Annotated in this window: 20 protein-coding genes; 13 read left to right on the top strand and 7 right to left on the bottom strand. The window is 68.9% G+C overall.

Annotated features, from left to right (window positions below; translation table 11 throughout):
- The first annotated feature begins 240 nt into the window (after positions 1-240).
- Positions 241-1,446 carry a DUF418 domain-containing protein gene (locus ACTWP9_RS11005; RefSeq protein ID WP_443245956.1) on the top strand — a complete coding sequence of 402 codons (1,206 nt, stop codon included), beginning with the start codon at positions 241-243 and terminating at the stop codon, positions 1,444-1,446.
- Between the two features lie 149 nt (positions 1,447-1,595).
- Here the strand turns inward: ACTWP9_RS11005 and ACTWP9_RS11000 are convergent, their stop codons facing one another.
- A complete protein-coding gene (locus ACTWP9_RS11000) occupies positions 1,596-2,432 on the bottom strand; it encodes a helix-turn-helix domain-containing protein (RefSeq protein ID WP_443245858.1) in 837 nt (278 codons plus the stop codon).
- 112 nt (positions 2,433-2,544) lie between these two features.
- Here ACTWP9_RS11000 and ACTWP9_RS10995 point away from each other — a divergent pair, with 112 nt between their 5' ends.
- The 3 genes from ACTWP9_RS10995 to ACTWP9_RS10985 all read left to right on the top strand — a co-directional run bounded on the left by ACTWP9_RS10995 (position 2,545) and on the right by ACTWP9_RS10985 (position 4,442).
- Complete coding sequence (locus ACTWP9_RS10995) at positions 2,545-3,138, top strand: NADPH-dependent FMN reductase (protein WP_443245857.1); 594 nt, start codon at positions 2,545-2,547, stop codon at positions 3,136-3,138.
- Positions 3,139-3,287: 149 nt separating this feature from the next.
- Positions 3,288-3,707, top strand: a complete 420-nt coding sequence (locus ACTWP9_RS10990; RefSeq protein ID WP_443245856.1) for an SGM_3592 family protein — start codon at positions 3,288-3,290, stop codon at positions 3,705-3,707.
- A 186-nt stretch (positions 3,708-3,893) separates the two neighbouring features.
- Positions 3,894-4,442 (top strand): DUF1697 domain-containing protein, encoded by a 549-nt coding sequence (locus ACTWP9_RS10985; RefSeq protein ID WP_443245855.1) that lies wholly within the window; start codon positions 3,894-3,896, stop codon positions 4,440-4,442.
- Between the two features lie 91 nt (positions 4,443-4,533).
- On the opposite strand, the gene ACTWP9_RS10980 is transcribed toward ACTWP9_RS10985, so the two are convergent.
- Together ACTWP9_RS10980 and ACTWP9_RS10975 are read right to left on the bottom strand one after the other, a co-directional pair.
- Positions 4,534-4,956 (bottom strand): hypothetical protein, encoded by a 423-nt coding sequence (locus ACTWP9_RS10980; RefSeq protein ID WP_443245854.1) that lies wholly within the window; start codon positions 4,954-4,956, stop codon positions 4,534-4,536.
- A gap of 284 nt (positions 4,957-5,240) precedes the next feature.
- Positions 5,241-6,089, bottom strand: coding sequence for an alpha/beta hydrolase (locus ACTWP9_RS10975; protein ID WP_443245853.1), 849 nt, complete (start codon positions 6,087-6,089; stop codon positions 5,241-5,243).
- Positions 6,090-6,123: 34 nt separating this feature from the next.
- On the opposite strand from ACTWP9_RS10975, the gene ACTWP9_RS10970 reads away from it, so the two are divergent.
- Entirely contained in the window at positions 6,124-6,525 is a 402-nt protein-coding gene (locus tag ACTWP9_RS10970) for a hypothetical protein (RefSeq protein WP_443245852.1), read from the top strand.
- A gap of 24 nt (positions 6,526-6,549) precedes the next feature.
- Here the strand turns inward: ACTWP9_RS10970 and ACTWP9_RS10965 are convergent, their stop codons facing one another.
- The 4 genes from ACTWP9_RS10965 to ACTWP9_RS10950 all read right to left on the bottom strand — a co-directional run bounded on the left by ACTWP9_RS10965 (position 6,550) and on the right by ACTWP9_RS10950 (position 10,619).
- Entirely contained in the window at positions 6,550-8,940 is a 2,391-nt protein-coding gene (locus tag ACTWP9_RS10965) for an ATP-binding cassette domain-containing protein (RefSeq protein ID WP_443245851.1), read from the bottom strand.
- A 237-nt stretch (positions 8,941-9,177) separates the two neighbouring features.
- The gene (locus tag ACTWP9_RS10960) at positions 9,178-9,588 is read right to left on the bottom strand and encodes a VOC family protein (protein WP_443245850.1); all 411 of its coding nucleotides are present in this window, start codon (positions 9,586-9,588) and stop codon (positions 9,178-9,180) included.
- A 10-nt stretch (positions 9,589-9,598) separates the two neighbouring features.
- Complete coding sequence (locus tag ACTWP9_RS10955) at positions 9,599-10,039, bottom strand: helix-turn-helix transcriptional regulator (RefSeq protein WP_443245849.1); 441 nt, start codon at positions 10,037-10,039, stop codon at positions 9,599-9,601.
- 82 nt (positions 10,040-10,121) lie between these two features.
- Positions 10,122-10,619 carry a hypothetical protein gene (locus tag ACTWP9_RS10950; protein ID WP_443245848.1) on the bottom strand — a complete coding sequence of 166 codons (498 nt, stop codon included), beginning with the start codon at positions 10,617-10,619 and terminating at the stop codon, positions 10,122-10,124.
- 282 nt (positions 10,620-10,901) lie between these two features.
- Between ACTWP9_RS10950 and ACTWP9_RS10945 the strand changes: the two genes are divergently transcribed.
- The 8 genes from ACTWP9_RS10945 (at position 10,902) to ACTWP9_RS10910 (ending at position 19,542) form a co-directional block, all read left to right on the top strand.
- Positions 10,902-12,329, top strand: coding sequence for a hypothetical protein (locus ACTWP9_RS10945; protein WP_443245847.1), 1,428 nt, complete (start codon positions 10,902-10,904; stop codon positions 12,327-12,329).
- Positions 12,326-13,132 carry an alpha/beta fold hydrolase gene (locus tag ACTWP9_RS10940; protein WP_443245846.1) on the top strand — a complete coding sequence of 269 codons (807 nt, stop codon included), beginning with the start codon at positions 12,326-12,328 and terminating at the stop codon, positions 13,130-13,132. Before ACTWP9_RS10945 ends, ACTWP9_RS10940 begins: the two co-directional genes overlap by 4 nt.
- 139 nt (positions 13,133-13,271) lie before the next feature.
- The gene (locus ACTWP9_RS10935) at positions 13,272-14,858 is read left to right on the top strand and encodes a hypothetical protein (protein ID WP_443245955.1); all 1,587 of its coding nucleotides are present in this window, start codon (positions 13,272-13,274) and stop codon (positions 14,856-14,858) included.
- On the top strand, positions 14,830-15,435 hold the full coding sequence (locus ACTWP9_RS10930; RefSeq protein WP_443245845.1) for a hemerythrin domain-containing protein: 606 nt from the start codon (positions 14,830-14,832) through the stop codon (positions 15,433-15,435). The genes ACTWP9_RS10935 and ACTWP9_RS10930 overlap by 29 nt, the downstream gene beginning before the upstream one ends.
- Positions 15,432-16,523, top strand: a complete 1,092-nt coding sequence (locus ACTWP9_RS10925; protein ID WP_443245844.1) for a hydrogenase expression protein HypE — start codon at positions 15,432-15,434, stop codon at positions 16,521-16,523. Before ACTWP9_RS10930 ends, ACTWP9_RS10925 begins: the two co-directional genes overlap by 4 nt.
- 52 nt (positions 16,524-16,575) lie before the next feature.
- Positions 16,576-18,390, top strand: coding sequence for a nickel-dependent hydrogenase large subunit (locus tag ACTWP9_RS10920; RefSeq protein ID WP_443245843.1), 1,815 nt, complete (start codon positions 16,576-16,578; stop codon positions 18,388-18,390).
- On the top strand, positions 18,383-18,928 hold the full coding sequence (locus ACTWP9_RS10915) for a NifU family protein (RefSeq protein ID WP_443245842.1): 546 nt from the start codon (positions 18,383-18,385) through the stop codon (positions 18,926-18,928). The genes ACTWP9_RS10920 and ACTWP9_RS10915 overlap by 8 nt, the downstream gene beginning before the upstream one ends.
- Positions 18,925-19,542: a DUF5947 family protein gene (locus ACTWP9_RS10910; RefSeq protein ID WP_443245841.1), complete on the top strand. Its 618-nt coding sequence runs from the start codon at positions 18,925-18,927 to the stop codon at positions 19,540-19,542. The genes ACTWP9_RS10915 and ACTWP9_RS10910 overlap by 4 nt, the downstream gene beginning before the upstream one ends.
- Positions 19,543-19,574 lie beyond the last annotated feature (32 nt).

Below are 19,574 nucleotides of genomic sequence, written 5' to 3'. Positions count from 1 at the left end.
ACGTACAGCCGTTCCCTCCGTCCGCGCCGAGGTGGTCGACTTCAGGCCGGCGGCCCCAGCCAGGAGCGCACCGGCGCCGAGCGTCCGCTTCCGTACGTACTGCATCGCATTCCGTTCGTACTGCATCGAAGGATGTAGTACGGCTTCATCATCTTCATCGTCGCGAACGACGAATTCGGCCCCGAGCCTCTCGACCATGGTGGAAAGCGAGTATCACGGGCGGGAGTCGGCGTGCACGGAGTGGTGGGGGCGCGGGAGGCCGTGGCGGCGGAGGGCGCCACCGGGAGCGTGGGCAGCGGGGCGGGCGGGCGGTTGCCCTTGCTGGATGTGCTTCGGGGGGTGGCAATCCTCGGCACGCTGATGAGTAACGTCTGGATCTTCGCAGCGCCGGGCGCCGAGTGGGGCGTCCTCAGTGGGAACGTCGGGTCCTCGACAGGGGCCGACTCGTCCTCCTTGGCCGGAGTGGCGGAAACGGTCTTCCGTTCCTTCGCGAACGGGAAGTTTCTGTCGATGCTGACCATTCTCTTCGGGGTCGGGTTGGCCATCCAATTCCGGTCAGCCGCCAAGCGGGGGCAGCCATGGCCGGGCCGGTACAAATGGCGGGCGCTCTTCCTCTTCGCCGAGGGGACGGCACATTTCGTACTCGTCTTCGCCTGGGACGTGTTGATGGGGTACGCGGTGGTCGCCTTGCTGGTGGCCTGGCTGCTCACGCGATCCGCGCGGGCCCAGCGCGTTACGTGGCTGGTCGCGGGCGGATTCCATCTGGTGGCGATGTCGCTGTTCACGGCCGCCATGGTGCTCACCTCGGACGGCGGGACGGGTGGCGGCCCCGACGCCGACGTCGTGACGCTGTACGCCCAGGGGAGCTACGGGGAGCAGGTCGCCTTCCGCCTGTCGCACGCCGTAGTGCTGCGCATGGAACCGGTGCTGTCCTTCGGGCTGTTGTTGTTCCTGTTCCTGCTCGGCATACGGCTCTTCCGAGCCGGGGCCTTCCAGAGCGATGCAGCAGGACGGCACTTGCGGCGCCGGCTGGCCGCCTGGGGCCTGGGGATCGGCCTGCCCCTCAACACCCTGGCCGTGCTTGGCGGTCCGGGCTTCTTCCTGCTGGACCGGTACGGTGCTGCGCCGGTGCTGGCGATCGGCTACCTGGGCCTCATAGGGGTGGCGATGGACCAGTTCCGCCGTCCCGGGCCGCTGAGCTCCGCCCTGGCCTACGTCGGGCGCACGGCTCTGTCCTGTTACGTGCTGCAAAACGTGCTCGCCATGCTGGCTTGCTACGGCATCGGCCTTGGCCTGGCATCCCGTTGGGCGGACAGCGGCCCGTGGTGGGTGATGGGCCTGTGGGCGGCGATCTGCCTGGTACTGGTGACGGGATCGAGTCTGTGGCTGCGCCGGTTCGAGCACGGGCCGCTGGAGGCGGTACAGAAACGCCTGCTACGACGCTGAGCCCACGCCACCGCAGAGTGATCCATGCGCCGAGGTGGTACGCGGTACCAACGCCGGTACGGTCGTCCTCCCCAAGGGCTCCGCCAACGACATCAGCGCCACCGGCGCGCAGATGCGAGGGCTCGGCGCCGGACGAAGGTCAGGAGGCGCTACGAGATGGCGCGGAGCCGACCGTGGGGCCGATTGCTGAGTTCGTCGACGGCCTGGGCCGTCGCCTCGTCCGCGGGGAGGAAGACGACCAGTTGTTGTGAGTCCGAGGAGAGTTCGGCCGTCTCGCGGAGCAGCTGAAGTTCGCACCCGGAGGGGTGGTTGAGCCGGAGGGTTCCACGTTGCGGAACCACGTGCCGGTTCAAGCGCTGGGTGAAGTCGGCGCCGGCGACGGTCGCGAGCTCCGCGGTGAGCCACTCGGAGTTCTCGACGGAGGGCGCGAGCCACAGGTCGAACGCCTGCTCGTCGGCGACATCGTCCCAGTCGGCGAAGAACGTCCGGGCGCGGGCGTCGGTGAAGACATAGCGGGTGAGGTTGGGTGTGTCGGTGTCGAGCAGTCCGGTTCCGCTGGTCACCGACTCGTACGCACTGGTGTGGGCGAGGACGTCGCCCAGCCGGTTGGTCACCATGGCGATGCCCGGTTCGAGGAGGCGGAGGGTCTGCAGCACAGTCGGCCGCACTTCTCGACGCGGTGGTGCGGCCTGCGTGTGAGCGGAGCATTCGCCGCCGGTGATCTTCGCGAGGTAGCGCAGATGGTTACGTTCCGAGGGGTCGAGGCTGAGGGCATCGGCGAGTGCGTTGACCACAGCCACCGAAGGATTGCGGTCACGGCCCTGCTCGATGCGGGTGAGGTATTCGACGCTGATGCCGGCCCGTACGGCGAGATCCGAGCGCCGCAGCCCCGGTGACCGGCGACGGCCGCGGTCCGGCAGCCCCAGCGATTCCGGCTGGGTGCTGTCGCGCTTCGCCCGGATGAAGTCCCCCAATGGCGTACCCATGCCCTGAGCGTATGCCGTTGCCCGCTGATCTCGCAGTGCCCAGGGTGGCCCTGCGGGGGCCAGCCTGATCACGGTCTGGCTGCCGCCACGGTGCGGCCTGAATCTGGTGGACATGGAGAACACACACAAGCTGGTGATCATCGTCGGAAGCGTTCGGGAAGGACGGTTCGGCCCGGTCGTGGCCTCATGGGTCGCCGAGCAGGCCCGCATTCACGGTGGTTTCGAGGTGGAGATCGTCGATCTGGCAGAGATCGACCTTCCGCTCTCCCTGCCTGCGGAATCACCGAAGTTCGCGGGCGACGAGTACCCCCGTCCCGCCGGAATGGCGGCGCTGACATCGGCGCTGGAAGGCGCCGACGCATTCGTCGTGGTCACGCCGGAGTACAACCACAGTTACCCCGCGTCCTTGAAGGCCGCCATCGACTGGCACTTCACCCAGTGGACGGCCAAGCCCGTCGCCTTCGTCAGCTACGGCGGCGCGGCAGGCGGCAGGCACGCGGTGCTGCATCTGGAAAACGTACTGACCGAACTGCATGCGGTGACCATCCGTGACGGTCTCGCCTTCCCGAACTACTTCACCGCATGGCAGGACGGTCGTCCGCTCGACCCTGAAACCGCCGGATACGCCAAGACCTTGCTCGACCAGTTGGCCTGGTGGGCAGGCGCGCTCCGCACGGCGCGCGAGGCCGCTCCCTACCCGGCATGAGGAATCCGGCTTGAGAAACCCGACGTGATCCACCGGCTCGCCGCTCCGGCATGTCGTCACCCTATGGATTCTCAAGAATTTCTCACCGAACTCGGAAATCCATGAAGTTCCCCGCTCGTAGCCTTGAGACCTGAGGAGGCGTACGGGTCATGAACAGCAGTGGCGAACGAGACGGACGACCGGGCGGTGACAAAGGGGGCAGGCGCCGACCGCAGAACGGCACCGAGCCGGAGGACGCGGCTGCCCCGGGTGAGGTGCTTCGGCCGCCCGGGGCGGGTGAGCCGCAGAATTCAGTGGCTCCGCAGGGCCCGGTCACGAGCGACGAGACCGACCCCGTCGAATTCGACGAGGAGTTCGTCCGAGCAGCGAGCGTGAACGAGCCTGCGGCCCGGACCCGGGAGCTGGCCGCCCGGTGGAGCAGGGAGGGCTACCCCGAACGTGAGCCATGGCGTTCCGACGAGCCTCCGGCCGGCTGGTCCTGGAGCCGTGGGCGGCAGGACGGTCGTGGTCGGCGGAGCCGAAAACGGCGCCGGCCTTGGCAGCGCAAGCCCAGGGACGGATCGGAATAAGGGTTGGACCGGGATCGTGAATACGAGGTTGGGGTAACTGTCGGTATTGCCTCGGATACTTCCAGGAACTTGCCGCGCCCCCTTCCGCGCTCGGTCACGGCGTACGCGTGACGGAGGCCGTCTCGATGACGAAGACGGTTTCACGGCGGAGGCTTTTCAAGCTGGAGGCCGTTCTAAGCTGGAGTGGTGGCAACGATGTACGCCGCACTTCTGCGCGGAATCAACGTAGGCGGCAGCAAGAAGGTGCCGATGCCCGAGTTGCGAGAACTTCTCGGCCAACTCGGGCACGGCGAAGTGCGGACCCATCTCAACAGCGGCAACGCCGTCTTCCGCAGTGAATCGGACGACGAGGAGGCGCTCGCCGTCGGCATGGAGACGGCGATCGAGCAGCACTTCGGCCTCCACGTCACCTGCATGGTGCGTGCGGGCTCGTACCTTCGGGCTGTCCTCGACGACTGTCCCTTCCCCGCCGCCGACCTCTCAGGCAGCCGACTGCACGCCGTCTTCTGCTCCCAGCCGGTCACTTCCGAGCAATTCACTTCCCTCGATCCCACCGAGTACCTTCCTGAGGAATTCCGGGTCGGTGATCGAGTTCTGTACCTGTACACCCCCGGCGGACTCGGCACCTCACGCCTCTCCCCTGCCCTTCAGCGCCCGAGCCTGCTCAAAGGGACCGAGACGACGTCCCGCAACTGGAACACCGTGCAGAAGCTCGTGGAGCTGACCCGCGCCTGACCGCGGATCTCCGCGACGAACTCCCGGAAGTCGCCGACCGGCTGAACAATTCCGCTGACGGAGATTCAGCCCCATCCGAAGCGCTGTTGGTTCACAACCGCTTCAGCCCCGCGTACTGGAGCGCCGCGAAGCCGCCGACCACCAGGGCCTGGAGGACGATCCACACCTGGCCGACCCCGGTGGGGGTGAGCGCGTCGGTGATGAGTACGACGATGCTCAGCGCGGCCCACGCGAGATTTGCCGCCAGCACGAGGCCCAAGCCGCTGCGGTTGATCGTCTCGCGCGTGCCCAGGACGAGTACACCGATCCCGTAGACGAGCAGGAAGACGCCGACCGGGTACTGGACCTTGGTGTCGAACCCGAAGAACGAGTCGAGGGCCGCGGCGAGCGCGAGATAGCCGAGACCGTTCAGACCTGTAACGACCCCGTCCAACTTCAGGGCGAGGCGGGCGAGACCGTCGGATGCGGTCCTCCCCGCGGTTGCTGCTGCGCCGTGGTGCTGTATCGATGCCACTGGCCGTTCTCCTCTCATACCGGTCGCCGTTTGTGTCACGGACGGTATGCGGACCGGTCACGACCAGCAATTACCTGCGAGGTAAGGGCGCTTGCCCGTGGATGGCGCCCGCGTCGCCCAGCAGCACGAGCGGCAGGGAGGACAGGCGGTGCGGTCGCCCCGTTTCCAGAGGGCGTACAGCGAGAGCCGCCGCTTCGGCGGGCCGCATCCGGAGGGGACTCTGACTCACCGCTGGGGGCGCCCGGGTGAGGTTGGGGGCTCGTGGCCGGTTGCGGGACGCGCGGTCAGGTCGTCAGCAAGCGGCGGACGGGGGTGGTGAGGAGGTGTTCGACGAGTCGGCGGGTGGCGGGTCGGGGGGCGAGGCGCGCCAGGAGCCAGCCCCAGGAGGCGAGGATGAGCGGGCGGAAGTGCTCGATTGCGCAGTGCGTGGCGTCGCGGACGATCCACACGGTGGTGGCGTCCCGGTGGCCGAGACCCGTGGTGTCGCCACGGGGTATGTACTGATCGTCGGCGCCGTTGGCGGCCAGCAGCGGCGTGCTGCCGGGAGCATCGACGAGGTGGCGGAGGGAGAACTCTTCCAGCAGGGCCGGTGCCTGTTCGGGGGTGGGGAGACGGTCGAGCCCGGCAGCGTTGGCGACGATGCCAGACATGCCGTACGGCAGGTCCAGCAGGCTGACGGGCTGGTCGGCGAGGCCGGTGGGACCGCCGATGTCGATTGCCGCGTCGACCTCTTGCTGGAGGGCGAGTTTGGCGGCCCAGTGTCCACCGAAGCTGAGTCCGAGGAACCCGATGGGCAGCCCGTAGGCGTCGCGGAGCGCCCCGACGGCCCCGGCCAGTACGCGGTCGCCGTCGGCGGAGAGGGGGACCTGGGATTCGCCGGTGCCCGGCATGTCGAGCGCGGCGACCAGCAGACCGGTAAGCCGCGCGGTGGTCACTGCCAGCCGGTGCAGTTCGACCTTCCAGGTGTCAACACCGCCGCACAGTACGAGGACTCCGCGGCGCTGTTCACGGCGGCGTTCGTAGAGATGGACCGGGACCGGGGTCGTGGTGTCGCGGTAGGAGACCCGCAGCACTTGCCGCTGGAACCGCACCGGAAGCCGGACCTTTCGGTAGGCGGCGTGCTGACGTTCCAAGGACGCGCTGCTGTACGCGCTCGGCGAGCGGCACGTGCGCCAGTTGGCCGAACACCTCGGCACCGTCTTCCGCGAGTTGCAAGACACCGGCCCGCCGCTGGAAGAGACGATCCGCGCCATCATCGGCGCCGTGGCCGAGCAGCACCGGATCGACCCGCACACCCACCGGCTGCTGTACGACCAGGCGCCCCGGCCTCCCCAGGCCGCCCGCCAACTCCGCGAACTCCAGGCCGGCTTCGCCGCACACGTCGAGGAGCACCTGCGCCGACTGGACGTCGGCGGCCCGGACCACTACCTGACCGCCCTGCTCCTCGTCCAAGCCGTCGACGCCCAAGTACACGGAGCGGTCCTCGATCCCCCGTCCGGCCGGACGACACAGCAGAGCATCGAGGCAGCCACAACCCTTTGTCTCCGCAGCCTCGGCGGCACTCCGTAAGCACGGCGTCCGCGAGGGCTGCGGTCAGGCGCCGACGTAGGCCGCGAGGTGCCGGCCGGTGAGGGTGGAGCGGGCGGCGACGAGGTCGGTGGGGGTGCCCTCGAAGACGATCCGGCCGCCGTCGTGGCCCGCGCCGGGGCCGAGGTCGATGATCCAGTCGGCGTGCGCCATGACCGCCTGGTGGTGCTCGATGACGATGACCGACTTCCCGGAGTCGACGAGCCGGTCGAGCAGGCCGAGCAGTTGCTCGACGTCGGCAAGATGGAGGCCGGTGGTCGGCTCGTCGAGGACATAGACGCCGCCCTTCTCGGCCATGTGCGTGGCCAGCTTGAGCCGCTGCCGTTCCCCACCGGACAGCGTGGTGAGCGGCTGGCCGAGGGTGAGATAGCCGAGTCCGACGTCCGCCATCCGCTCAAGGATCTTATGGGCCGCCGGGGTGCGCGCCTCGCCGGCGCCGAAGAACTCCTCGGCCTCGGCCACCGACATGGCGAGCACCTCGCTGATGTCACGGCCGCCGAGCTGGTACTCCAGCACCGATGCCTGGAACCGCTTCCCCTCGCACTCCTCGCAGGTGAGGGCGACGCCGGCCATCATCGCCAGGTCGGTGTAGACGACGCCGGCGCCGTTGCAGTTGGGGCAGGCACCCTCGGAGTTGGCACTGAACAGCCCCGGCTTCACGCCGTTGGCCTTCGCGAATGCCTTGCGGACCGGGTCGAGAAGTCCGGTGTAGGTCGCCGGGTTGCTCCGTCGCGAGCCGCGTATCGCACCCTGGTCGATCGACACCACGCCCTCAGGCGCCGGGATGGAGCCGTGGATGAGTGAGCTCTTGCCGGAGCCGGCGACGCCGGTGACGACACAGAGCACGCCGAGCGGGATGTCGACGTCCACACTCTGCAGGTTGTTCGTGGTCGCGCCGCGGAGCTCCAGCGTGCCGGTGGGCTTACGCACCGTCTCCTTGAGGGCTGCCCGGTCGTCGAGATGGCGGCCGGTGACGGTACCGCCGGCCCGCAGCCCTCCGACGGTGCCCTCGAAGCAGATGGTGCCGCCCGCCGTACCGGCGCCGGGGCCGAGGTCGACGACGTGGTCGGCGATCGCGATCGTCTCCGGCTTGTGCTCCACGACGAGCACCGTGTTGCCCTTGTCCCGCAGTCGCAGCAGCAGGTCGTTCATCCGCTGGATGTCGTGCGGGTGCAGCCCGATGGTGGGCTCGTCGAAGACGTAGGTGACGTCGGTGAGTGAGGAGCCCAGGTGGCGGATCATCTTGACGCGCTGCGCCTCGCCGCCCGACAGCGTGCCCGACGACCGGTCGAGGGAGAGGTAGCCGAGCCCGATCTCCACGAACGAGTCGAGAGTGTCCTGCAGCGTTGTGAGCAGCGGCGCCACCGAAGGTTCGTCGAGGCCGCGGACCCATTCGGCCAGGTCGCTGATCTGCATCGCACAGGCGTCGGCGATGCTGATCTTCTTGATCTTCGACGACCGGGCCGCCTCGCTGAGCCGGGTGCCCTCACACTCGGGGCAGGTGGTGAAGGTGACCGCCCGCTCCACGAACGCCCGGATGTGCGGCTGCATCGCCTCCTTGTCCTTGGACAGGAACGACTTCTGGATCTTGGGGATCAGCCCCTCGTAGGTGAGGTTCACGCCCTCGACCTTCACCTTGGTCGGCTCCCGGTAGAGGAAGTCCTGCATCTCCTTCTTGGTGAACTTGCGGATCGGCTTGTCCGGGTCGAGGAGGCCCGACTCGGCATAGAGCCGCACGGTCCAGAAGCTGTCCGATTTCCAGCCGGGAATGGTGAACGCGCCCTCGGCGATCGACTTGGAGTCGTCGTAGAGCTGGGTGAGATCGATGTCGGAGACCGTGCCCCGGCCTTCGCAGCGCGTACACATGCCGCCTGTGCGGGAGAAGGTGGCTTTCACGGTCCTGGTCTTGTCGGCACCGCGTTCGACCGTGATCCCCCCGCTCGCCCGGACCGAGGCGGTGTTGAAGGAGAACGCCGCAGGCGAGCCGATGTGCGGCTTTCCGAGCCGGCTGAAGAGGATGCGCAGCATCGCGTTGGCGTCGGTGGCGGTGCCGACCGTGGAACGGGGGTCCGCCCCCATCCGCTGCTGGTCGACGATGATCGCAGTCGTCAGCCCTTCGAGTACGTCGACCTCGGGCCGGGCCACCGGCGGCATGAAGCCCTGCACGAAGGTGCTGTAGGTCTCGTTGATCATCCGCTGCGACTCCGCGGCGATCGTGCTGAAGACCAGCGAGCTCTTGCCCGAGCCGGAAACACCGGTGAACACCGTCAGCCGGCGCTTCGGGATCTCGACGCTGACGTCCTTGAGGTTGTTCTCACGCGCGCCGTGCACGCGGATCACATCGTGGCTGTCGGCAACGTGCAGCGCAGACGACTGCGTGTCCGGGCTCGTGGTCATGCTCTTCGTCTCTCCATCTGTCAGTCTGGGCCGCCTTCGCAGCAGTACGTCTGCCTTCCAGGCCCGCGAACCAGGGCCTCGCCGCCTCGGCCCGCGGAACGCGTGGCCGAGTGCGAACCAGGGGTCGGCCGGGAAGCCGCCGCCGCACAACCGGCTCGGCGGGCCTCCGCAGCCCCTACGGAATACGCTGCCAACCCCGCGAAGAACGCCGTCGAGAGATGCTCCAACGGCCGAGCATTACGCCTTGGGCTTCTGCTGGATCCGCACCATGTTGCCCGAGGGGTCGCGGAATGCGCAGTCACGCGGCCCCCAGGGCTGGTCGATGGGCTCCTGGAGTACCTCGGCGCCGGATGCCCGTACCCGCTCGAAGATCGCATCCAGATCATCGGTGCTGAAGACGGTCATCGGCAGAACGCCCTTGACGAGCAGCTCTTGCAGGGCGTCGCCGTCGGCCTGCGAACGGCCGGCGTGCGGTTCCGAGAGCACGATCTCCAGGTCCGGCTGTGCCGCGCTGCCGAGCGTGACCCAGCGGAATTCGCCGGCAGCGACGTCGTTGCGCACTTCGAGGCCGAGGGAGTCGCGATAGAAGGCGAGCGACTCGTCCAGCTCGTTGACGGTGATGTGGCAGTACTGGAGTGCGATGTTCATGCCACCGACGTTAAGCGGCGGGGGAGCCGTCCGCTTCTCGAATCCTGCTCGGCGGATTCCGTACCGGGCGGGTCCGCACCTTCGCCAAGCACGGGGGCATCGCCGCCACGGCACTGTGCTCCCGGCTGCGGTACGCGCTCGGCGTCTCCCCCACGAGCTCGGTGAACCGCGAGCTGAACGAGCCGAGCGACGTACAGCCGACCGCCATGCACGCGTCGGTCACGCTCATGCCCCCGCGCAGCAGCGCCATCGCCCGCTCGATCCGGCGGGTCATGAGATAGCTGTACGGCGTCTCGCCATAGGCCGCCCGGAACCGTCGCGAGAAGTGCGCCGGCGACATGAGCGCGCGGCGTGCCATCGTCGGTACATCGAGCGGCTGCGCGTACTCCCGGTCGATCAGATCCCGCGCTCGGCGCAGATGCGCGAGATTGGCAAGGTCTTCCGGGGTCATGAAATGGACGCTACCGGTGGATCCGGTCCTGGTCCACCACAGCCTGCACCCACACTGTTGCCGTCCCGTGTCGGCTGCCCGATCAAAGCTGAGCGGTGATCCGTTGAGCCAGCACTTCGAGGAGCTCTTGAAGGCCGGCTGCGGCCAGGTCGAATTGACCGAACCACGAGGCGGTGGCCGACCGCCATACCCGCCCGGAGCCTGCCAGTGCGTACAGATGGCCGCCGCCGTCGCTGGCGAACACCAAGGCAGGCTCTTCCCCGTCGAGGTCAACGGACCCGTACTCGCGGAAGTGGCTTGCGACCATTGAGGACGGATGGAGGAAGAAGCCACTGTCCACATCAGGCAGCGAGACTTCTTCGACCACCCAGTACACCGTGGTCAGATCCGAGGGGATCGGCGTCAGTTCCACGAGCGCGTCCGTCGCCCGGTGGCTCTCCTCCGTTGCCCGCACGATGACGTTTCTGTCGGGCGGGAAGCCGTGCCGCGCCTGAAACGAGTGCACAAGCTCCGTGAGCGCGGCGTCCGTCTGCTCGCACCAGACCCGAACCCACTCGGCAGCAAGCCGCTCACCAGCCACGTTCGCCCCTCGCCCCGGATGACTCGCCCTCCGCGAGCCCGGAAGAACATACAGCAGCGCCCACAGAGAACCCACGCATCGGCCATTGGGTCGAGATGCGCAAACGACGGCTGCGTCGCAGTGTGGGAACGGAGCGGGTCGGGACGGGCACGGAAGGGCTGGTCCGAAGCCGCCTGCTGCGACTCCGGCGTCCAGGCGTCGACGCGTCCAGGCGCCCGGCTGAACGGCGAGGACCAGGTTCCGGGAAACCGTGACCCCACGGCTGCGGAGGGAGGTCGGGCGGTGCGACAGGCGTCGCGGGTGGCGAGCTGTCTGTGCGATTTCGACTCCTCGGTGGCTTCGGTGCGGGCGGTGAGCCGGTTTCTGCGGGGCCGTTCTTTCGGGGGGCTCGGTGTGGTGCCCGGGTCTGCGCGGCTGGCGGACGGGCTCGCCCGCTTGCCTTCAGCCGCGCGACGCCGTGCCTTCGTTCTGGCGGGGCAGCTGCAGAGCGCACGGCCCGGCCTGGTGAGCGGGCTCCGCGCCGAAGACCTGGCCCGGTGGATCACCTCGCAGTACGGCCCGGGGCCGTATCCGGCTGTCTTCGTCGGTGCGGTCAGCGGTGCGGCGGTGCATCTGGCCGCGGCCATGGGCGCACCCGTTCTGCCGCAGACTTTCCTCGTCCCCGTACGAGCACGGCTGGACCCGGACCAGCCGCGAGCCGCGCTGGAAGCCGGGCGCGCGCTGGGGCGGCACATGGCCGGTGTCAACCGTGAGCTGTCCTTGTGCCATATGCACGATCCCAGCCAGGACCGTGCGATGCTCGTGCGTTTCATGTACTTCCGGTTCAAGCGACTCCAACTCGGCCCGGTGCTGACGCGCTTCCTCGAACAGCAGCTCGCACCCGGCGGGACCATCTTCATCGTGGACTGCACGCTGCGGTGGCCGATGACGGTGCTCGGTGACAGGCACCGCTTTCAGTTCGGTGCGCTGGGCGGCATGCCTGCGCATGAGTACGCGAACGGCAGCGAGGAGATCGCCCGGCATCTGGCCGAACAGGGGTCACCCGTGCGTCGCTGGGAGGGACCGCCTCCGGACGAGACGTACCCGGAGGCCGAGTGGGGGTACGACGATGCCCTCACCGCCGACCTCCGCGCACTGGCCGCCCGCCGGGGGCACCCGGTCCGACGCATCACCATCGGCGAGCCGGAGCACCTCAGTCCGCTGGTCGCCGAGTTGCACCGCTGGTGGCTCCGCCGGCTCGGCAGGCCCGCTGATCGTCTTCTGGTCGAGTCCTACAACCAGTGGGAGCCGTACTGGACGCTGCGGCTGGGGGCCGTGCCGCTCTGGCTGCAGTTCACCGCGCGTTCCTCGTACCGTCTGCTGGAGAGTTACCTGGAGCGCTCGCCGACCGGCACTTACCGACGCGTCGATGTCAATCTCTTCTCCAACGGGCTCCGCGCGGTGGGTCAGGTCCCGGCCGAGGACTGGGACATACTGGCCGGTCGGTTTGGAACCGAGGGCGGCGGCACGCTGGGGGTTGACCGGCGTGCCTTTCCTGAGGACATCGGCAGCACGCTGCGCTGGGGTCCGGCGCTGGCGGCCCAGCCGGAGCGGTATCCCCTGCCCCCTCGACTGACGGTCGAGGAGCTGGACGCCTTTCTGGACCAGCAACGGGGCACCGAGGCGGCCCGTCTCGCCCCCTTCGAGAGCGTCGACGAGGGCAGCCCGTGACGCGCCGGGATGACGCCGCTGCCGGCTCTCGGGCCTTTCCGGAGTTTCCTGCCCGGACGGTCGTCGCCTACCACGACGGGGTGCTGGGGCGGATGCGCAGCCGGTCGGTCGGTGCCCCCCGCCCGGGAGTCCCGGAAGTCGTTCTCGTCCAGGGCCTGGCTGTGGCCGACTATCTGCTGCCGGGCCTCGCCGCTTTCGGCCGGTGGACACGGGCCCACCTGGTCGAGCTGCCGGGGTTCGGGGGCAGCGGCGAACCTCCGCACGAGCTGGACGTTCCGGAGTTCGGCCGCTGCGTCGCCGACTGGCTCACTGCCCGCGACCTGGACCGTGTCGTGCTGGCCGGGCACTCCAGCGGTACGCAGGTCGCCGCCCGGGCGGCTGTCGACCACCCGAAGGTGGCCGCAGTCGTGCTGGCCAGTCCGACGGTCGACCCTGTGGCGCGAGGCCGGCTGCGACTGCTGGCCCGCTGGAGGCTGGACTCCCGTCGGGAACCGGCCGGGTTGGGCCCCTCCCACCGCCCCGAGTGGAAACGCGCCGGCGCCAAGCGGCTCCTCCACACCGTCGGCGCCCATCTGAAGGAACCGCTGGAGGCTTCCGTACGCCGCCTGGCAGTCCCTGTTCTGGTTCTGCACGGCCGGGAGGACGTGATCGGTACCAGGCGCTGGGCCCGTCGGCTTGCCGCCCTGCCGCCGGACGGCCGGTTCGCCGATGTGCCGGGAGCGCACACCTTTCCCTGGCTCGACCCCGAAGCCTGGTCGGAGCCTGTGCGGCGCCTCGCGGAAGAGGTGGCCTCCCGCCCGTGAGCGGGACCGCGGGCCCGCACGTGTCACGCCGCTGGGCGGCGGCCGTGCGTGATCAGCTCCCGTGGGCGCCTTCTGCTCGCCACACCCTTCACCGCATAACGCGCAAAGGTTAAAAGATGGTGCAAATATGGACGGCGACATGTTGGGAAGTGCGGCAGGTGCCGGCAGACCGGGAGGCGCGAGGGTGGATCATCCGGCTCAGGCGGAGCGCAACGTGATCTCCGCGTACGGAGCGGGTCCCGCGTACACCGGGTTCGACCGGATTCGCGCCGTTGCCGACGCCATCTGCTACGAGGGCTACCTGCTCTACCCGTACCGCCGCTCCTCGCCCAAGAACCGGGTGCGTTGGCAGTTCGGCGTGCTCGCGCCCCGGAGCTGGGTCGAGGCGGACGGTCCGGTCCCGGCGAGCGTGGCCGGTTCGGTGGAGTCCTGGCAGCAGCAGACCGCGTGCCTGATCGAGGCCGCACCCGGCGCCGTGCTCCGCGTTCTGGTGCGGTTCCTCCAGCTGCAGAGCAAGCACGTCGAGCGCCGCGCACACCAGGACGGACCGTGGGAGTTCGTGGAGTCGCTGGAGGTGAACGGCGAGCTCCAGCTGTCCTTCGACGAGGCAGTGCCCCACGAGACCGTCATCGAACTGCCGCTGGCCGAGCTGCTTGAGGGCGAGCGGACATATCCCGTCGGTGCGCCCGGCGGCGAGGAGGCGACCGTACTCGCCGACAGCAGCGACCACGGCCAGTCCGTACGGGTGGTGCGCCGACGCCGACCGGTCCGGGCGCGTACCGCCCTGCGCGTCGACACGCTGGAGGGACCCGGGGGGCTCAACCGGCTGATCGTCCGTACGGAGAACACCGACGACGCCCTGCCCCCGGACACGCCCCGGGAGGAGGCGCTGGCCCACGCGCTGCTGGCCACCCACACCTTGCTGGGCGGCGACGGCCTGGAGTTCGTCTCCCTGATCGACCCGCCGGCCCGGGCCCGGTCGTACGCGCGTGCCTGCCGGAATCTGCACACCTTCCCCGTGCTGGCCGGGGAGGAGGGCACCCGGCGGATGCTGTTCTCCTCGCCGATCCTGCTGGGCGACCATCCGCAGATCGCCCCGGAGAGCCCGGGGGATCTGCACGACGCCGCGGAGATCGACGAGATTCTCTCGCTGCGGACCCTGCTGCTGACCGACGAGGAGAAGCGGGAGGCGCGGGCCACCGACCCGCGCGCCGCCGCCATTCTCGACCGGGTCGAGAACATGCCGCAGGAGGTCTTCACCCGGCTGCACGGCGCGATCCGCTCCCTGGAACCGGCCCGCCCTGCCCGGTCGACCGGGCCCGACCCGGCCGTGCCGTGCGCGGAGCCCACGGCCCGGAACAGCATTCCCTGGTGGGAGGAGGGCGGGGACGAGGGGCTGAGTCCGGCGACCGACAGCGTGCTGGTCGGCGGTGTCGCCGTGCGGCGCGGCGACCGGGTGCGGCTGTGCCCCGGGGGCCGGGGCGCCGATGCGCAGGACATGTTCCTCGTCGGCCGCACCGCTCAGGTCGAGGGGGTCTTCCACGACGTGGACGGCAGCGTACGCCTCGCCGTGTCGGTGGAGGACGATCCCGCCGCTGAACTGAACGCCTGGTACGGCCGGTTCTGCTATTTCCGCCCCGAAGAGGTCCAGCTGTTGGACGGTGCCGGTTCCGCTTCCCCCGACGAAGAGAGGCCCGATGGATGCCATCGAACTGTTGAAGCATGACCATCGGATGGTCGAGCAGCTCTTCCGCGACTACCGCGGGGCCGCCTCGGCGCGTCAGCGACGTGCCGTGGTGGAGACGGTGATCCGGGAGCTGTCCAAGCACGCGGCGATCGAAGAATTGATGGTCTATCCGCTGGCCCGGAAGGTCCTGGCGGATGGGCAGCAGGAGATCGACGAACACCTCGCGGAACACATGGGCATGAAGAGGACGCTCCTGGCCCTCGATCAGCTGCCTACCGCCGACCGGCACAGCGAGACCTATCCGGACGGGCACCGTGGCGGGGAGGGCGACGAGCAGGTCTTCGAGCAGACCGACCGGCTGATGGCCGAGCTCCAGCGGGAGGTCGAGGAGCATGTGGCCGAGGAAGAGGGGCTGACGTTCCCCAAACTGCGCGCGGCCCTCGACCAGCAGACCCTCGACGAACTCGCCCGTGAACTGAAGAGAGCGAAACGGACAGCACCGAGCCGGCCGCATCCGCGCGCCCCCGACCAGCTGCCTGCGCTTGCCATGGCGGCCCCCGTCGCCAACGTCTACGACCGACTGCGCGACCGGCTGCAAGGGAGGCCGAGGACATGACGATCGAGAGCGGCACCACCCGGACGAGTGAGCATCCGTCGCGGGCCGAGGAGCGGCAAGGGTTCGACGAGCTCGACATTCTCTGGATCTCGGAGGGGATGAGCTGCGACGGCGACACCGTGTCGATGACGGCCGCCGGGCAGCCTGCCATCGAAGACCTGGTCCTCGGCCTCGTTCCGGGCCTGCCGAAGATCAATCTGCACAACAAGGTGCTCTCGCCCACCACCGGCGGCGAGGAGTTCCTCGCCCCGTTCCGCAAGGCCGCCCGTGGCGAGGCACCGAACCCGTTCATCCTCGTCGTCGAGGGCTCGATCCCCAACCAGAACATCATCGAGGGCGACGGCTACTGGACCTCCTTCGGCAACGACGAGGAGACCGGCGAGCCGCTCACCCTCAACTGGTGGCTCGACCACCTCGCGCACCGGGCCTGGGCGGTCGTCGCGGCGGGCACGTGCGCTACGTACGGCGGCATCCACGCGATGGCGGGGAACCCCACCGGCTGCATGGGTCTGGCGGACTACCTCGGGTGGGACTTCAGATCGCAGGGTGCGCTGCCGATCGTCAACGTGCCGGGCTGCCCGATCCAGCCGGAGAACTTCATGGAGACCCTGACCTGGGTGCTCCACCACGCCGCCGGAGCCGCGCCGCCGCCTCCGCTCGACCACATGCTGCGGCCGCAGTGGCTGTTCGGCAAGACCGTGCACGAGGGCTGCGACCGGGCCGCCTACTACGAGCAGGGCGACTTCGCGAAGGACTACAACTCGCCCAAGTGCCAGGTGAAGGTGGGCTGCTGGGGCCCGGTGGTCAACTGCAACGTGCCCAAGCGCGGCTGGATGTCCGGCGTCGGCGGCTGCCCCAACGTGGGCGGCATCTGCATCGGCTGCACGATGCCGGGCTTCCCCGACGCTTTCATGCCGTTCATGGACGAGCCCGCCGGCAGCAGCCTCTCCTCGATCCTGATCCGGCCCTACGGCGCGTTCATCCGGCGGATGCGCGGCATCACCAATATCGCCGTCAACCAGGAACCCAAGTGGCATCACAACCGGCCCGAACTGACCAGCGGCTACGCCCCGCGCTGGCGCCCCTGACCCAGGCGCTTCCCCGAGCACGGACGACATCCAGACCCAGGTAAGGACTGATATGACGGCAACCGCGGAGCGGGCCAAGGCAGAGCGCAAGACACCGCAAGTGGTCGACATGTCCTGGGACCCGATCACCCGGATCATCGGCAACCTCGGCATCTACACGAAGATCGACTTCGCCAACCGGGAAGTGACCGAGTGCCGCAGCACCTCGTCGCTCTTCCGGGGCTACTCGGTCTTCATGCGGGGGAAGGACCCACGGGACGCCGGCTTCATCACCAGCCGTATCTGCGGCATCTGCGGCGACAACCACACCACCTGCTCCAACTACGCGCAGCAGATGGCCTACGGGGTCAAACCCCCGCCGCTCGCCGAGCACATCACCAACCTCGGCGAGGCCGCCGAGTACATGTTCGACCACACCATCTTCCAGGACAACATGGTGTTCGTCGACTTCTGCGAGGCCATGGTCAAGGCCACCAACCCCGGCGTGCTGGCCAAGGCCGAGAAGACCCCGGCGCCCCACGGGGACATCCACGGCTACCGCACCATCGCCGACATCATGCGTGCCTTCAACCCGTTCGAGGGAGCGGTCTACAAGGAGGCACTGCAGGTCAGCCGGGTCACACGCGAGATGTTCTGCAAGATGGAGGGACGCCACGTCCACCCGTCGACGATGTATCCGGGCGGCGTGGGCACGATGCCGACGCCCACCACCTTCACCGACTACCTCAGCCGGCTGATGAATATCCTCGACTTCGTCAAGAAGTCCGTCGTCATGAACGACGACGTCTTCGACTTCTTCTACGAGGCGCTGCCCGGATACGAGGAAGTGGGCCGCCGCCGGATCATGCTCGGCTGCTGGGGCGCCTGGCAGCACTACAAGACGGTCGACTACCGGTACGAGAACATGAACACCTGGGGCAAGGCGATGTACGTCACCCCCGGCATCATCGTCGACGGAAAACTGGTCACCAACAATCTCGTCGACATCAACCTGGGCATGCGCATTCTGCTGGGCAGCTCCTACTACGAGGACTGGGTGAACGAAGAGCCGTTCGTCACCCACGACCCGCTCGGCAACCCCGTCGACATGCGCCACCCCTGGAACCAGACGACCGTTCCCGCACCGCAGAAGCGTGACTTCGACGACAAGTACAGCTGGGTGATGAGCCCCCGCTGGTTCGACAAGGGCACCGGCGACCACCTGGCCCTGGACACCGGCGGCGGCCCGCTGGCCCGGCTGTGGTCGACGGCGCTCAACGGACTGGTGGACACCCCCTACGTCAAGGCCACCGGGCACAGCGTGAAGATCACTCTTCCCAAGAGCAGCCGGCTGCCGGAGACGACGTTCGAGTGGAAGATCCCCAAGTGGTCGAACACGCTGGAGCGGGACCGGGCCCGCCCCTATTTCGTCGCCTATTCCGCCGCCATGGCGTTCGACTTCGTCGACCGGGCGCTGAACCTGGTACGCGCCGGGGACACCAAGATCTTCACCGACTACGAGCTGCCCGACGAGGGGATCGGCTGCGGCTTCCACGAAGCCGTACGCGGCGTGCTGTCGCACCATCTGGTGATCAAGGACAAGAAGATCGCCAACTACCACCCGTACCCGCCCACCCCCTGGAACGCCAGCCCTCAGGACAACTACGGCAACCTGGGCCCGTACGAGGACGCCGTGCAAGGCCAGCCGATCTTCGAGGAGAACGGGCCGGACGACTTCAAGGGCGTGGACATCATGCGCACCGTCCGCAGCTTCGACCCCTGCCTCCCCTGCGGTGTCCATATGTACCTCGGCAAGGGCAAAGAGCTTCAGCAGACGCACTCACCGATGTTCGGCGCGGGCGCCGGAACGGGACCGGGCCATGGATGACACTCCCCGGCTGGCTGACGCGGACGTCGAACAGCGCCTGGCCCGCCTCGACGAACTCCTCGAACGTGTCGAGGGCATGGCCGGACCGACCGCCGACGCGGCGTTGGAGGCCGTACGTGGCCTGACGGAGATCTACGGCGAGGCGCTGGCGCGGGTCCGCGATCTCGCCGGACCCGAACTGGCCGCCCGGCTGACCGAGGACCAATTGGTGGGCCACCTGCTGGTGCTGCACGAACTGCACCCCGACCCGGTCGAGCACCGTGTCGCCGCCGCCGTCGACCGCATCGCGGAGGTGCTGCGCAAACGCGGCGCCACCCTCGAACTCGTCGGCATCGAGGGGTCGGTGGCCTCCGTACGGCTCACCACCAAGGGGTGCGGCGGCTCCGCGTCCGGCATCGAGGAAGCCGTGCGCGAGGCGGTGCTGGCCGCGGCGCCCGAACTCTCCGGCGTACACCGGGTGGCGGACGAACCGGCCCCCGCCTTCGTCCCCCTGGCGACGCTGCTGCCCGCCACCGCACCGGCTGCGGGGACGCCATGACCACCGGCGCCCTCGCCCGCGTCATCCGCCAGGCCGCCGCCCGGCGCGGTGAACGGGGCGGCGGACAGGGCGAGGACGCCGAGCGCTGCGACCTGTGCGCAGCGCCGGTTGCCGCCGAGCACCACCGGCACCTGCTCGACACCGCTGCGGACCAAGTGCTGTGCGCCTGCCGGCCGTGCTCCGTGCTGTTCGTACGGGACTCCGCCAGTGAAGGGCACTACCGGCTGATCCCGCAGCGCCGGGAACGTCTGGGCCCGGTACCGACCGCGGCGCTGGGCGTGCCGGTCGGGCTCGCCTTCTTCGTACCGCGCACCGACGGCAGCGTACGCGCCCACTACCCCAGCCCCGCCGGTCCGACCCGGTGGGAGGTCGACCCCGAGGCGTGGCGCGAGACCGTCGGGCAGTGCCCCGAACTGGCCACCCTGGCGGCCGATGTGGAAGCGCTCCTCGTCAACTCCGTCCAGGGGCGCGCACAGCACTGGATCGTCCCCGTCGACGACTGCTTCCGCATGGTGGCCGTCGTACGGCGCGAGTGGCGGGGCCTGTCCGGCGGCAGCCGGGTGTGGCCCGAGATCGACCGGTTCTTCGCCGGACTGACCGAATGCCGAGGGTGACGCAACAGCGCGGCACCGAGGAGCGCGAGGAG

The organism is Streptomyces sp. 3N207, from assembly GCF_052246355.1.
Taxonomy (GTDB): Bacteria; Actinomycetota; Actinomycetes; order Streptomycetales; family Streptomycetaceae; genus Streptomyces.
This window is presented reverse-complemented; position numbering and strand designations above follow the sequence as displayed.